This window comes from Streptomyces sp. MNU76, assembly GCF_020982545.1.
In the GTDB taxonomy this organism is placed as follows: Bacteria; Actinomycetota; Actinomycetes; order Streptomycetales; family Streptomycetaceae; genus Streptomyces.
In genome coordinates, this window is sequence record NZ_JAJKLK010000002.1 from 83,876 (window position 1) to 97,184 (window position 13,309).

The following is a 13,309-nucleotide window of genomic DNA, read 5'->3' on the forward strand; positions in this document are numbered from 1 at the left end:
TCAGCGGCCTTTCCAGGACGAATCCAGTACGAGGGTGAGGGCGGCCACGGCCGCCAGCAGAGCGACACTGGCCGTGGTGAACCGCACGGAGACGCGGGCCTCGGGGACCAGGACGCGCAGGGTGCCGTCGTACCCGCGTCCGGCGAGCCCGGTCTGCAGCCGTGCCGCCCGGTCGAAGGCCCGGACGAACGCGGTGGCGCCGAGCCCGGCGAGGGAACGCCAGGTGGCGGCCCGGGTGGTGTGCCCCAGCCGGGCCGCCTGTGCCTCCCGGATCCGGCGCACCGAGTCCAGGAGAAGGAAGCTCATCCGGTAGGTGACCAGGGCCACGTCCACGACCGGCGCGGGCACCCCGGCCCGGACCAGCCGGGGCAGCAGGTCCGACATCGGGGTCGTGAAGGCGAACAGGAGCACGCCGAGCGAGGCGGCCGAGGTGCGCAGCAACAGTTCCCCGGCACGGACCGCTCCGCCGGCGGCCGGGGTGACGAACCCGTCCGGCCCGCCCACCTGCACGAGCAGCGGCAGCGCGCCGGTCACGCAGAAGCCCAACGGCACCCGGTAGGCCCGCCACAGCCGACGGCCGGGCACGCCCGCGGGGCCCAGCAGCACCACGAGCGAGGTCAGCAGGACCAGGGCCGCGCCCGGCCAGGGCGGCAGGGAGATCGCGAGCGCGGTGAGACCGAGCCCGAGCACGGCCTTGTCCACGGGATGACGGCGGCGCCAGCGACTGCTGTGCGCCGCCGCGTCGATCGGCAGCACCCGGGTCAGCCCCGTCCGGCCGGGCCGGCCCCGGAGCGACCGGACGAGCCTGCGTCGCCGGTCGGGTCCGAGGCGCCGGACGCCCCCGACGCGCCCTTCGAGGCCGCGGCGGCCGGAACGCTCGCCGCCGGGCCGGACGCGCTCGCGGTCGAGGCCGCGACGGTCGCGTCCACCGGCTCCTCCGGAGCCTTGTCGGTCTGTCCGGCAGCGTCCAGCAGCGCCCGCGCCCGGGCCTCGCCCTGGCGCCGGCCTCGGCGGATGCCGAAGTAGTAGGCGAGGACGCCCGCGCCGAGGGCGGCCTGGAGGGAGAAGAGCGCCGACTCGATCTCACCGGACGGCGGCTCGTAGAGAGGGGAGAACCACGGCTCGTAGTCCGGTTCGATCTCGGTGATCGCCGTTTCCGCCTCGCCGTCGGCGCCTGTGAACGGCTGCTCCTTGTGGTCGCCGAGGCCGAGGGCCAGCGGCAGGACCGCGAGCGCGGCCACGACGAGCAGCAGCAGCACGTTGATCTTCGTGTTCCGGCTCATCGGGCCACCGCCTCGCTCTCGTTCTCCGCCCCGGCACCGGTACGGCTCCGCCGGTCGGTCAGGAGCACGCCGAGCCGGGTGAGTTCGCCCTTGCTCGACTGCACCAGCAGGCGCATCACCAGCACGGTGAGCAGACCCTCGCTGACCGCGAGCGGGACCTGGGTGACGGCGAAGATGGAGCCGAACTTCCCGAGCGCGCCCAGGAAGCCGCTGCTCGGGTCGGGGAAGGCGAGCGCCAACTGCACGCTGGTGGCGCAGTAGGTGACCAGGTCGGCGACGAACGCGCCGAAGAACACCGTCACCATCAGCGGCACGTCGAAGCGCCGCAGCAGTCGGTAGACGCCGTACCCCGCCCAGGGGCCGACGATCGCCATGGAAAAGACGTTGGCGCCGAGCGTGGTCAGACCCCCGTGGGCCAGCAACAGGGCCTGGAACAGCAGGGTGATGGTGCCGAGGACCGCCATGATCGGCGGCCGGAACAGGATGGCGCCGAGACCGGTGCCGGTGGGGTGGGAACAACTCCCGGTGACCGACGGCAGCTTCAGCGCGGACAGGACGAAGGTGAAGGCACCCGAGGCACCGAGCAGCAGTGTGCTCTCGGGGTGCTCCCTGACCTCACGGGTGAGTGCCCGTACTCCGTGGACGACGAACGGCGCGGACGCGACGCCCCAGGCGATCGCGTGCGCCGGAGGAAGGAAACCCTCGGCTATGTGCATGGCTCAGCAGACCCTCTCCAGCACCTCGTGGATGGTTGACGCGCCTTGGCCGGTCTCCTGGCTTACGGGTGACACCGCCCGTGCTCCGCCTTCCCGGGTCCGAAGACCCAGTGGCTGTCCGTGAGGACCGGAGCCGGACTTCCCGATCACAGTGGCGAGGGCCGCACCGGCATCACACCGGATTTCCCGTTCACCAAGGCGTGGTGACAGTAGTGCCCAGATAAGGACGCTGACAAGCGGAGGCGAGGGGTGCGCGGGCGCCGTGCGACAGCTCACACCCGGGCGCACGCTCCGGCGCGCGCCCCGCAGATCGGCGGGAGCCACGGCCTGACCGAAAGCAGACGCGAGCTTTACTGCGAGCCAGTCGCAGCTGCCTACATGGTGCACAAGGCTGGGGGGCGACCGCACACACCCACGGAAGGAAGAGGCGGGCGCCGCCTCCGGGCTGCCCTGGTACGCGATCCTGTGCCTGCCCGTCCTGTTCGCGGCCGGGATGTCGCTCCTCGACACCGTGGACGGCTCGTTCATGAACTTCGCCTACGGCTGGGCGTTCTCCCAACCGGTCCGCAAGGTCTACTACAACCTCACTGTCACGGGCCTGTCCGTGGCCGTAGCCCTCGTCATCGGCACGGTCGAACTCCTCGGCCTCGTCGCGGAGAAGGCCCATCTGCACGACGTTTTCCGGGACCGGGTCGCCGGCCTCGACCTCAACACCGTCGGCTATGTCGTCGTGGGCCTCTTCTTCGTCACCTGGGCGGTCGCCCTTGGTCTGGCGGTTCGCGCGGATCGAGCAGAAGTGGACGACCGGCTGACCGCCGTACCACGGGCCATCCCTAGTGCACGTGCAGCCCGTCCGTGAGATGGCCGTGGCTGTGCCGCCACCCGGCCCGGACGCGTCGGGCGCCCACCAGATGGGGGTGACCGGAGGGGAGCCCGGCGTGCACGTGGGACGTCGACGACACCGGCCACAGCCGTACGGCCGTCAGCGCCGCGCCCAGCGCGAGGGAACCCAGGGCGAGCACCGCCCAGTTCAGCCCGGCCGTCGCCCCCAGCCATCCGGCCAGCGGATACGTCAGCAGCCAGCAACCGTGCGAGAGGGAGAACTGGGCGGCGAACGCGGCCGTACGCTCCCCGGGCGACACCGAGCGGCGGACGAGACGCCCCGCCGGAGTGAGCACCGCCGAGCACGCGGCACCGAACGCGGCCCAGAGCCCCAGCAGCGCGGGCAGCCGCCAACTCCCGCCCTGGGCAGCGGTGACGGCCCCGAGCCCGGCGAAGACCACGGCGAGCGACAGCGCGCCCGGCAGCATCACTGCTCGGTCCGGCACCTTCTCCAGCACCCGGGGCAGTACCAGCGCCACGGCCATCGACCCCGCCCCGTACGCCCCGAGCGCCAGCGGCAGGGCGCCCGCGGACAGGCCGAGCACATCACGGACGTAGACGACGGAGTTCACCGTCACCATCGCCCCGGCCGCCGCGACCGCGAGGTTCAGGACGAGCAGCGCCCGCAACTCGGGCACGCCGAGGAAGAGGCGCGTCCCGGCGGTGGCCCTGGCGTACGCGCCGCCCGCGCGCGGGGCGGTGACGGCGGCCCGCTCGGGCAGGGTGGTGGAGACGACCAGCGCGGCCGAGGCGAGGAACCCGAGGACCGTGCCGGTGAACAGCCCGTCGTAGGTCGTCACGGACAACAGCGCGGCTGCGAGCGCGGGGGAGAAGAGGCTCTCCAGGTCGTAGGCGAGCCGGGACATCGACAGGGCCCGGGTGTAGTCGCGTTCCTCCGGCAGCACATCGGGGATGACGGCCTGGAAGGTGGGCGTGAACACGGCCGACGCGGACTGCAGGAGGAACACCAGGACGTAGACCTGCCAGACCTCGCCGACGAACGGCAGGGACAGGGCGATCCCCGCGCGCACCAGGTCCGCCGTCACCATCAGGGCCCGGCGCGGCAGCCGGTCGGCGACCGCGCCCACGATGGGGGCGATGACCACGTACGCCACCATCTTGATCGCGAGTGCCGTACCGAGGACGGAACCGGCGTCGGCGCCCGCGAGGTCGTACGCCAACAGCCCGAGCGCGACAGTCGCGAGCCCGGTCCCCACCAGGGCCACGACCTGGGCGGCGAAGAGCCGCCGATAGGCACGATGACGCAGCACGGCAAGCATGACCAGATGATAACCATCATGTGCGCACCTATGCACATGATGGCGGGAGGGGAGCGCCCCGCAGGGGCGCGGGAAACTGCGCGACCAGCCCCCACGAACCCGCACCCAGGGCCGACCCCCGCACCCCGAGCGGAGCGCCTACGCTGGGCGCATGCCTGAACGCCATGCCGTGTCACCTGCGTCCGGTGCGCATCTGCGCGCCCCCGACAGCGCACGGCTCACCGAGGCGACCGGAGTGTTCGCGATGCTCTCCGACGTCACCCGGCTGCATCTGCTGTGGCTGCTCGCGCAGGGCGAGTCGGACGTCGGCTCACTGGCCGACCGCTGCGAGGCGTCCCGCACGGCCGTCAGCCAGCACCTGGCGAAGCTGCGGCTGGCCGGGCTCGTGGACACCCGCCGCGAAGGCCGTCACATCTACTACAGCCTCGCCGACGGGCACCTCAAGCGCCTGGTCGTGGAGGCGCTCAGCCACGCCGACCACCGGGTCAGCGGCCAGGCCCCGCACGACTGAGGACGGCCCATGACCGCCGGACATCCACCGTCCCCTCCACCGTCCCCTCCGCCGTCTCCTGTCCGTGTGCGGCCGGACCGCCCCGGTGCCGGACGGGTGAGCGCCGTGGTGGCCGGGCTGACGGCCGGGCTCGTGCTGTTCCCCGGCCTGGCCCCCAACTCCGTGGGCCGGCTGGGCAGTCTGCTGGAGGCGTTCCTGCCCTGGCTCGGCCTGGTGGTCGTGGTCCTGCTCGGCGTGGGGCTGCTGCGCCGCTCGGCCGTCACGCTGCTGGCGCTCCTGCTTCCGGCGGCGGCCTGGACGTACACCTTCGGCGGCCTGCTGCTGCCCGGCGCGCCGCCCGGGGCGCGGGATCTCGTCGTGGTGCAGCACAACGTGAGCGACGAGAACACCGACCCTGCGGGTACGGCCCGCGCCCTGGCAGAGGCCGGGCCCGACCTCATCGCGCTGGAGGAACTGGTGCCCTCGGCACTTCCGGTCTACGAGAGGACGCTCGCCCGGGAGTACCCGCACCACGCGGTCCGCGGCACCGTCGGACTCTGGTCGCGGCATCCGCTCACCGGGACCCGCCCGCTGGACATCAAGCCCGAGGGGATCGAGGAGGACTGGCGCCGCGGGCTCAGGACCTCGGCCCGTACGCCGCACGGCGACATCGCGGTGTACGTCGCCCACCTGCCGTCCGTCCGCCTCGGAGCGGGCGGACTCGTGTCGCACCGGCGTGACGAGAGTGCCGGCCTGCTGGGCCGGGCCGTCGCCGCCGAGACACGCGACCCGGTGGTCCTCCTGGGCGACCTCAACGGCACGGTCGACGACCGCGGTCTGGCACCGCTCACCACACGAATGAACGTGGCGGAACGCGGCTTCGCGTTCAGCTACCCCGCCGGTCTCCCGCTCACCCGGATCGACCAGGTCATGGCCCGCTCGGCGACCGTCGCCGACATCCGCGCCCTGCCCGCCACCGGCAGTGACCACCTGCCCGTCGCCGCCCGGATCACCCTGGACTGACCACCGGCCCGATGGACTCCAGCGTCGGCACGACCTCCTCGATCGAGCCGTCCGCCGCGAACACCAGCCGGTCCAGGGTGGATTCACGGCGGACGCCGTCACCGCGCGGGGTGCCGGGGCCCGGGATCGCGAACCGGTGGTAGCAGATGAACCAGTCGTCCGTGCCGGGGACGTTCACAACCGTGTGATGGCCGGTCGCGAGGATCCCGTGCTCCGGGCGCTTGCGCAGGATCACGCCCTTCTCGGTCCACGGGCCGAGCGGGGTGGGGCCGGTGGCGTAGGCGACGCGATAGTCGTCGCTGCGGGTGTCGTCCTCCGACCACATGTAGTAGTAGACGCCCCGCCGTTTGAGGACGAAGGCGCCCTCGCGGAAGTCCTTGGGCGTGAACCGCCTCACCCGCGCCGGGTCGAAGGAGACCATGTCCTCGTCGAGTGGGACCCCGTACGCCTCGCTGTTGCCCCAGTAGAGATACGCGGTGCCGTCGTCGTCCGTGAAGACGGCCGGGTCGATCATCTGCCCCGCGTAGTCGTCGCGCCCGATGAGCGGCCGGCCCAGGGCGTCCCGGAAGGGGCCGGTGGGACTGTGGGCGACGGCGACACCGATCTGCTGGTCGGCGCAGAAGTAGAAGTAGTAGGACCCGTTGCGTTCCCCGGCGGCCGGGGCCCAGGCGTGGCGCTCCGCCCAGCTCACGTCCGACTCCAGGTCGAGGACCACGCCGTGGTTCTCCCAGGTGACCAGGTCGTCGGAGGAGAACACCTCGAACCGGGTGCCACCCCAGCCCTCGAAGCCGTCCGTCGTCGGATAGATGAAGTAACGGCCATGGAACTCCTGGATGTTGGGGTCGGCGTACAGCCCCGGCAGCAGGGGGCTGCGCATGGGCACCGCCTCGACCCTCCAGGTGCGCGCGGTGCCGTCGGCCGCTGTGACGGTGTAGCTCTGCGGGGTGCGGAAATCGCGCTCGGTGCCCGACGGCGGGTCGATCCGGCAATCCGCCGCCAGGTCGAACTCCGGTGCGAGACGGGCGTGTTCGGTGCCCGGGTGCAGAGGCAGGACGACCTTCGACGCGGTGTCGTCGACGAGCGCGTACGCCTTCAGGCCGTCCGGCACGGTGGCGTCGACCACGGACGCCGGCGGCGCGTACCCGGCGAGGAGCCGCTCGTACTCGGCCCGCGTCACGGGCAACACCGAGCCGTGCCGCGCGCCGGGCGGCAGCGCGAACTCCTCGCAGGGCGTCCACTCCCCGGAGTCCAGGTCGGTGGTCTCGAAGGGTACGTAGCCGCGTCCGCTGAACTCGTCGACGAACAGGTACCACGTGCGATCGTCCGTGTTCGACCTGAAGACGATCGGCCCCTCGCCCTGCTCCACGGCCCCGTGACCGATGCGGTCGGCCACGAAGTCGTACGCGGTGTCGCGCAGCCCCGTCGACTTCTCCACGGTGATGAACTTGCCGCCGGGCGCGGCGGGGGAGTGGGCTCGCTCGTCCTTGGTGAAGCGGTAGTAGGTGCCGTCGTGCCGGACGACGGTCGAGTCGACGACCGAGTGGCCGGGGTCGTTCCACAGGCGGGGCTCGCTGAAGACACGGAAGTCACGGGTGGTCGCGTACAGCATCCTGTTGTGGGTGTCGGCGGTGTGGTCCGGGTCGTCCTGCGCGTACAGCTTCGACGCCCAGAAGACGACGAACACGCCGAGCTCCGGGTCGTGGACGGCCTCGGGCGCCCAGACGTTGCCGGCCGTGTCGGGGGCGACGCGCACCAGCCGGCGGTCGGTCCAGCTCACCAGATCCGTGCTCTCCCAGACCATGAGCGAGGTGCTTCCGGTGCGCTGCACCCGGTCCCAGCCGCCGTGCGGCTCCCCGTGCATCCTGAGGTCGGTGGCCATCAGATAGAACCGGTCGCCCTCCGGGGCGCGCACCAGGAACGGGTCGCGCAGCCCGCCCGTCCCGAGGTCCGAGGTCAGCACCGGCGCCCCGCCGTTCAACTCACGCCAGCGCAGCGGGTCGTCGCCCCGGCTGAGCGCGAACCTGATCCGCTCGCCGTCCGGGCTGCCCTCGCCGGTGAAGTAGACGAAGACGTAACCGGCGTACTCCTGCAAACCGACCTCCAGCGCTGCGACCTTTTGGCATGTCCTGTGGGAAAGCCCGTCGAAGAGTGTTGCTATCTGCGCCGAGCGGCGTCAATCGGCTCAGGGGCCCGGGGAGGCAGCGAAAGTTTCGACTCGAGGGCCTTCCCGTGCGGTCAGCCCTCCAGCCGGCGCAGCCGTTCCGCGTCACAGGTGCGCGGGCAGGTGGAGCAGGCCTCGGCCGGGCGGATCGTGTAGTAGAGGCAGCAGCCCAGACGGGTACGGGTCGGGTGCTCGCGACCGTCGCTCGTGCACAGGGAACGGAAGTCCGCGCCGCCGGGGAAGGGCGCCTGGGCGCCGGGCAGGACGGCGGAGGCGGCCCGGACGCCGGCGGCCTCGTCGCCGCGCGTCCGCCCGAGGTACCAGAGGCCGGAGACCAGGTCGTCGGAGACCAGCCCCCACAGCGCGCGCGAGCCCCGGCGGACGTACGGGCCGAGCGCCTCCAGCACAGGACCCATGTGGCCGGCCACGGCGGTCCTCAACTCGGCGCGCAGCGCCTCCTGATGGGCGGCCACCCGGGTGCCGGGGAGGAGTGCGGCGGGGTCGCCCGGGAGGCAGGCGAGCTCGGTGCCCGGGGTGACTTCGAAGGCCCCGGACGCGAGGTCGACGCGTATGTCGCCGGGGGCGACCCGGGGCACGCGGTGCTCCAGGAACCACACTCCGCTCATCAACAGGCCCACCGACCAGGCGTAGTCGTGCAGAGCACGGGAGGCGGCGACGTGCCGGGGCGCGGTGTGGTCGTGGCGCATCCGGATGCGGGCGGCCTCCGCCTCCACGAAGGCCTCGACGCTCTCCTGACCCTCCGTCAGGCCTACGGTGCGGGCGGGGGTTGGCCCCGGTTCGGCGATCCGTACGGACAGCGCCTCGCACATCGCGTCCAGGCGGCGGTAGGCGGCGGTGAGGAGTTCCGGGACGGGTGTGGCGGTGTCGGCCTGGGCGGATTCCAGGTGGGCCACGGTCATCGGTAACTCCAGAGCGTGAAGGGTTTGGCGTAGGAGGCAGGTAAGCCTTACCTTAGCCGCAAGATCACGTGGTGCCGACCAAGTGGGACGTGGAGGAGTCGTGTGCGTCGTTGACCAGCGAAGTTACCGGCTGGTTGATCAAGGGCGTTGTGGATCACAGTGAACCCACAGCCGTTGAAAACTAAAGCATGCCTAACCTAAGCTCACTTTTCGTGACTGCGACCGAACGGGCCGCGCCGACCGGCGTGCCCCCGCGTGCCCTGAGGCACCTGACCCTGCTCCTCGGCGGAATCGGCGCGCTGACGCTGTGCGCCGCGCTGAGCCTCGCCCTCGGAACCCGCTCCGTCCCCCTGCCCACGGTGCTTGACGCGCTGTCGGGGCACGCGCAGGGCCGGGACGCCCTGGTGGTGACGGGACTTCGGCTGCCGCGCACGATCATCGGCCTGGCGGTCGGCGCCGCCCTCGGAGTCGCGGGCGCCGTGGCCCAGGGCATCACCCGCAACCCGCTCGCCTCCCCGACCACCCTGGGCATCAACGCGGGCGCGGGCTTCGCGGTCGTCGTCGCCATCTTCGCGCTGAAACTCACCGACCCCGTCGAGTACGTGTGGTTCGCGTTCGCCGGAGCCGCCGCGGCCGCCGTCCTCGCCCACGCGCTGGCCCGCCGCGCCGGGGACATCGACCCGGTACGGCTCGCCCTCGGTGGCACGGTGCTCCAACTGGTGCTGCTGTCCTGGACGTCAGCCGTCATGCTGGCAAGCCAGCGCACCCTCGACGAGGCCCGTTTCTGGCTGGCGGGCTCCCTCGCGGGACGCCAACTCGACACGCTCTGGCCGGTGTTGCCGTCGCTCCTTGTCGGCCTCCTGCTCGCCGGGGCCGTCGCGCCCGCCCTCAACGCCCTTGCCCTGGGCGACGACTCGGCCCAGGCGCTCGGTGTACCCGTCACCCGTGTCCGGCTCGCCGGCGGCCTCGCGGTCGTCCTGCTCGCCGGATCCGCCGTCGCCGTGGCCGGCCCGGTCGCGTTCATCGGACTCGCCGCGCCCCACCTCGTCCGCCCGCTCCTCGGCGGCGACCACCGCCTGCTCGTCCCCGGCTGCCTCCTCGCCGGCCCGCTGCTCCTCCTCACCGCCGACATCCTCGGCCGCCTGGTCATCCGCCCCGCCGAACTGGAGGTCGGCATCGTCACCGCGTTCCTCGGTGCGCCCCTGCTGGCCCTGCTCGCCCGGAAGGCCGCCCGATGACACTGACGTACAAGGCGGCCGTACGACGCGGCACGCACCGCCCGCCCGGCCGGGCCCGCCTCCTCGTCTACGGCGCGACCGGTCTCCTCGCCCTGCTCGCGCTGGTCACGGTCGCCGTCTCCACGGGGGAGATGGACATGCCCGCCTCCGTGGCGCTCCGCGCGCTGGCCGGGTTCGGCGAACCGGGCGATGTGCTGGTGGTACGGGAGTTCCGGGCGCCGCGCGCCGTCGCCGCCGTGGTGGCCGGCGCCGGACTGGGAGCGGCGGGCTGCGTCCTGCAACGGCTGTTCCGCAACCCCCTCGCCTCCCCGGACGTGATGGGGGTGACCGGCGGGGCCTCGCTCGGCGCGGTCGCCCTGCTTGCCGTCGGCGCCTCCCAACTGCTCATCCCCGTCGGCGCGTTGGCCGGTGGACTGCTGGCCGCGCTGCTGCTCGGGGTGTTCGCCTGGGGCTCCGGGCTCGCCGTCACCCGGCTCGTCCTCACCGGCCTCGCCGCCCAGGCGGGCCTGGCCGCCGCGGTCAACCTCCTGATCGTCCGCTTCCCCGCCGAACTCGCGGGCTCGGCGCTCCAGTGGACGACCGGATCGGTGTACGGCCGCACCTGGACGGAGGTCTGGAGCGCGGGCGCCGCCGTGCTGCTCGCCCTGGCCGTCGCGCTGGTCACCCACCGCCGTCTCGCCGTGCTCGACCTGGGGGACGACTCGGCGGGGGCGCTCGGCCTCGACACGTCCGCCGTGCGCCTCCAACTGCTGCTCGTGGCCGTCACGTTGGCCTCGCTGGCTGCGGCCCTGGCTGGGCCGGTCACCTTCGTCGCCCTCGCCGTCCCGCACATCGTCCGCCTCCTCACCGGCCCACCCACGGCGGCGACGCTTGCCCTGGCGGCCCTCACCGGGGCGGTTCTGCTGCTCGCCGCCGACCTGGTGGTCCAGCATCTGCTCCCGGTGGAGGGCCTGCCGGTCGGGGCCGCGACGGCGACGTTGGGGGCGCCGTGGTTGCTGGTGCTGATGTTCCGTCAGAGTGCGGCGGTGCGGGGTGAGGGGCGGCTCCGGGGTGCGTTGTCGGGTGCGGGCCCGGTGGGGCCGGCCGCGCAGTTCCCCGCGCCCCTGAAAAGCAGGGGCTACGCCCCGTGCTGTTCACCCCGCACGACGGCCGCCTGTCGCCTTTCAGGCCCGGAGGACCGTCGTCTTTCAGGCCCGCAGGGGCCTGGCCTTTTAGGGGCGCGGGGAACTGCGCGAGACGCCCCACCGGACCCGCACCCGACAACGCACCGACCATCACCCGCACCCGCACCCGCACTCCGCGTACCGCACAACGAACCGCTCGCCCCAGGAGCCCACATGCCCCCCACCAACGAACTCCGCACCCGGCGCCTCGACCTGCGCTACGGCGACCGGCTCGTGGTCGGCGGGCTCGACCTGACACTGCCCGGCGGCGCCGTGACCGCGATCGTGGGCCCCAACGCCTGCGGTAAATCAACCCTGTTGCGAGGCCTCAGCCGACTGCTCGCCCCCACCGCCGGCACAGTCACCCTCGACGGCTCCGACATCCACCGCATATCCGCCCGCGACCTGGCCCTACGGATGGGCCTGCTGCCGCAACAGCCCGTCACCCCCGAGGCGATCACCGTCGAGGCACTCGTACGCCTCGGCCGCTACCCGCACCAGCGCCTGCTCAGCCCCTGGTCGACCGCCGACCAGCGCGCCGTCGACGAGGCACTGGACCGCACCGGCACGACGGCGCTGCGCGACCACCCCGTCGACAGACTCTCCGGCGGCCAGCGCCAACGAGCCTGGATCGCACTGGCGTTGGCGCAGGACACCGACCTGCTCCTGCTCGACGAACCGACCACCTTCCTCGATCTCCGGCACCAGCTCGACGTCCTCGACCTGGTCGACGCCCTGCACGCCGAGGCCGGCCGCACCGTGGTGATGGTGCTGCACGACCTCGGACAGGCCGCCCGTTACGCCGACCACATGGTCGTGCTCAAGGACGGGCGCCTCGCCGCCGCCGGCCCACCGGCCGACGTGCTCGACGCGGACCTGGTCAAGTCCGTGTTCGACGTGGACTGCCGGGTCATTCCCGACCCGGAGACCGGCACCCCGCTGGTCGTCCCGAAGAGAGGCGCGACACGCCGCAGCACCGCGCCCGCCACCACCTGACCGCTCATCAACTCACCCACCCGACCCGTTCACCCTCACCCCTTCACCCCTTCACCCGTTCACCTGTTCATCCATCTGCTGACCAAGAAAGACCACCCCCTCATGCTCAAGCGATCACCCCTGCGCGGATTCGGCCGCCCCACCGCCGCACTGCTCACCGTCGTCCTCGGCACGGGCCTCCTCGCCGCCTGCGGCGACTCCGACACGACGAAGGCGGACGCCGCCGCCCAGGCCGGTGCGGACAGCGCCGCCTTCCCCCGCACCCTCAAGACCGTGATGGGCGACGTCAAGATCCCGGCGCAGCCGAAGAAGGTCGTCGTCCTCGACACCGGTGAGCTCGACGACGTCACCCTGCTCGGCGTCGACCCGGTCGGCGCCGTCGCCCCGCACTTCAAGACGGAGGGCGGCTTCCCCACGTACCTGGAGGGCGACCTCAAGAACACCACGGACGTCGGACCGCTCCTGGAGCCGAACCTGGAGAGGATCGCCTCCCTGCGGCCCGACCTGATCCTGTCCTCCAAGGTCCGGCACGAGAAGGTCTACGACAAGCTCAGCGCCATCGCCCCGACGGTCTTCACCGAGACCACCGGCGGTGTCTGGAAGGAGAACCTCAAGGTCCACGCCGAGGCGCTGGGCCTGGAGGACGAGGCCGCCGCCAAGCTCAAGGAGTACGAGACGCGGGCCGAGGCGCTCGGCGAGGCGATCAAGAAGAAGGACGGCGCCCTGCCGACCGTCTCCGTGGTCCGCTTCGTCGCCGGCCCGACCCGGCTCTACGCCTCCAACTCCTACAGCGGTGTCGTCCTGAACGACGTCGGCTTCCCGCGCCCGAAGTCGCAGATCTCCGACGACCCGGGCGTCACCATGAAGGACGTCGGCCCGGAGGAGATCGACCAGGCCGACGCCGACCTGGTCTTCGTCACCACCGCCGACACCCCGGACAAGACCCAGCAGAAGCAGGTCACCTCCAACCCCGTGTGGAAGGACCTGCCCGCTGTCGAGGACGGCAAGGTCTTCGAGGTCCCGGACGAGACCTGGATGTCCGGCATCGGCGTCCAGGCCGCCGAGGAGATGCTCGCCGACATCGCGAAGGCAACCGGCGTCGAACTGCCGAAGCAGTAACTCCCGCAGTACCTGGGGCGGGCCCCACCACGAGACGG

General features: G+C 72.3%; 11 protein-coding genes, 2 pseudogenes and 1 riboswitch. Of the genes and pseudogenes, 7 read left to right on the forward strand and 6 right to left on the reverse strand.

What is annotated here, in order from left to right:
* From cbiQ to E4N62_RS06375, 3 genes are read right to left on the reverse strand one after another with little or no spacing between them, the layout of a single operon-like run.
* On the reverse strand, nt 1-756 hold the full coding sequence (gene cbiQ, locus E4N62_RS06365; RefSeq protein ID WP_230212636.1) for a cobalt ECF transporter T component CbiQ: 756 nt from the start codon (nt 754-756) through the stop codon (nt 1-3).
* 5 nt (nt 757-761) lie between these two features.
* Nucleotides 762-1,283: an energy-coupling factor ABC transporter substrate-binding protein gene (locus E4N62_RS06370; protein ID WP_230212638.1), complete on the reverse strand. Its 522-nt coding sequence runs from the start codon at nt 1,281-1,283 to the stop codon at nt 762-764.
* Complete coding sequence (locus E4N62_RS06375) at nt 1,280-1,999, reverse strand: energy-coupling factor ABC transporter permease (protein ID WP_230212640.1); 720 nt, start codon at nt 1,997-1,999, stop codon at nt 1,280-1,282. Before E4N62_RS06375 ends, E4N62_RS06370 begins: the two co-directional genes overlap by 4 nt.
* Before the next feature lie 29 nt (nt 2,000-2,028).
* Nucleotides 2,029-2,234, reverse strand: a riboswitch (cobalamin riboswitch).
* Between the two features lie 192 nt (nt 2,235-2,426).
* Between E4N62_RS06375 and E4N62_RS06380 the strand changes: the two are divergent.
* Nucleotides 2,427-2,811, forward strand: a pseudogene (locus E4N62_RS06380) (HoxN/HupN/NixA family nickel/cobalt transporter); the annotation flags it as partial.
* A gap of 21 nt (nt 2,812-2,832) precedes the next feature.
* On the opposite strand, the gene E4N62_RS06385 reads toward E4N62_RS06380, so the two are convergent.
* Nucleotides 2,833-4,161: an MFS transporter gene (locus E4N62_RS06385; RefSeq protein ID WP_230212642.1), complete on the reverse strand. Its 1,329-nt coding sequence runs from the start codon at nt 4,159-4,161 to the stop codon at nt 2,833-2,835.
* A gap of 151 nt (nt 4,162-4,312) precedes the next feature.
* Between E4N62_RS06385 and E4N62_RS06390 the strand changes: the two genes are divergently transcribed.
* Nucleotides 4,313-4,672 carry a metalloregulator ArsR/SmtB family transcription factor gene (locus tag E4N62_RS06390; protein ID WP_033526294.1) on the forward strand — a complete coding sequence of 120 codons (360 nt, stop codon included), beginning with the start codon at nt 4,313-4,315 and terminating at the stop codon, nt 4,670-4,672.
* A 96-nt stretch (nt 4,673-4,768) separates the two neighbouring features.
* Nucleotides 4,769-5,674: an endonuclease/exonuclease/phosphatase family protein gene (locus E4N62_RS06395; RefSeq protein WP_230212654.1), complete on the forward strand. Its 906-nt coding sequence runs from the start codon at nt 4,769-4,771 to the stop codon at nt 5,672-5,674.
* Here E4N62_RS06395 and E4N62_RS06400 read toward each other — a convergent pair.
* Together E4N62_RS06400 and E4N62_RS06405 are read right to left on the reverse strand one after the other, a co-directional pair.
* Complete coding sequence (locus E4N62_RS06400; protein WP_230212657.1) at nt 5,661-7,766, reverse strand: family 43 glycosylhydrolase; 2,106 nt, start codon at nt 7,764-7,766, stop codon at nt 5,661-5,663. The genes E4N62_RS06395 and E4N62_RS06400 overlap by 14 nt on opposite strands.
* A gap of 143 nt (nt 7,767-7,909) precedes the next feature.
* A complete protein-coding gene (locus E4N62_RS06405; protein ID WP_230212658.1) occupies nt 7,910-8,755 on the reverse strand; it encodes a (2Fe-2S)-binding protein in 846 nt (281 codons plus the stop codon).
* A 188-nt stretch (nt 8,756-8,943) separates the two neighbouring features.
* Here E4N62_RS06405 and E4N62_RS06410 point away from each other — a divergent pair, with 188 nt between their 5' ends.
* The 4 genes and pseudogenes from E4N62_RS06410 to E4N62_RS06425 all read left to right on the forward strand — a co-directional run bounded on the left by E4N62_RS06410 (nt 8,944) and on the right by E4N62_RS06425 (nt 13,271).
* Nucleotides 8,944-9,993, forward strand: a complete 1,050-nt coding sequence (locus E4N62_RS06410; RefSeq protein WP_230212660.1) for an iron ABC transporter permease — start codon at nt 8,944-8,946, stop codon at nt 9,991-9,993.
* A pseudogene (locus E4N62_RS06415) lies at nt 9,990-11,024 on the forward strand (iron chelate uptake ABC transporter family permease subunit); the annotation flags it as partial. The gene E4N62_RS06410 and the pseudogene E4N62_RS06415, both read left to right, overlap by 4 nt.
* Nucleotides 11,025-11,330: 306 nt before the next feature.
* Nucleotides 11,331-12,152 (forward strand): ABC transporter ATP-binding protein, encoded by an 822-nt coding sequence (locus E4N62_RS06420; RefSeq protein ID WP_230212675.1) that lies wholly within the window; start codon nt 11,331-11,333, stop codon nt 12,150-12,152.
* Between the two features lie 102 nt (nt 12,153-12,254).
* Nucleotides 12,255-13,271, forward strand: coding sequence for an ABC transporter substrate-binding protein (locus E4N62_RS06425; protein WP_230212662.1), 1,017 nt, complete (start codon nt 12,255-12,257; stop codon nt 13,269-13,271).
* The last annotated feature ends 38 nt before the right edge of the window (nt 13,272-13,309 follow it).

Excerpts from the sequence above, each read along its gene's own strand:
- E4N62_RS06370 (WP_230212638.1), bottom strand. The coding sequence starts at position 1,283 with ATGAGCCGGAACACGAAGATCAACGTGCTGCTGCTGCTCGTCGTGGCC.
- E4N62_RS06375 (WP_230212640.1), bottom strand. The coding sequence starts at position 1,999 with ATGCACATAGCCGAGGGTTTCCTTCCTCCGGCGCACGCGATCGCCTGG.
- E4N62_RS06385 (WP_230212642.1), bottom strand. The coding sequence starts at position 4,161 with ATGCTTGCCGTGCTGCGTCATCGTGCCTATCGGCGGCTCTTCGCCGCC.
- E4N62_RS06390 (WP_033526294.1), top strand. The coding sequence starts at position 4,313 with ATGCCTGAACGCCATGCCGTGTCACCTGCGTCCGGTGCGCATCTGCGC.
- E4N62_RS06405 (WP_230212658.1), bottom strand. The coding sequence starts at position 8,755 with ATGACCGTGGCCCACCTGGAATCCGCCCAGGCCGACACCGCCACACCC.
- E4N62_RS06410 (WP_230212660.1), top strand. The coding sequence starts at position 8,944 with ATGCCTAACCTAAGCTCACTTTTCGTGACTGCGACCGAACGGGCCGCG.
- E4N62_RS06420 (WP_230212675.1), top strand. The coding sequence starts at position 11,331 with ATGCCCCCCACCAACGAACTCCGCACCCGGCGCCTCGACCTGCGCTAC.
- E4N62_RS06425 (WP_230212662.1), top strand. The coding sequence starts at position 12,255 with ATGCTCAAGCGATCACCCCTGCGCGGATTCGGCCGCCCCACCGCCGCA.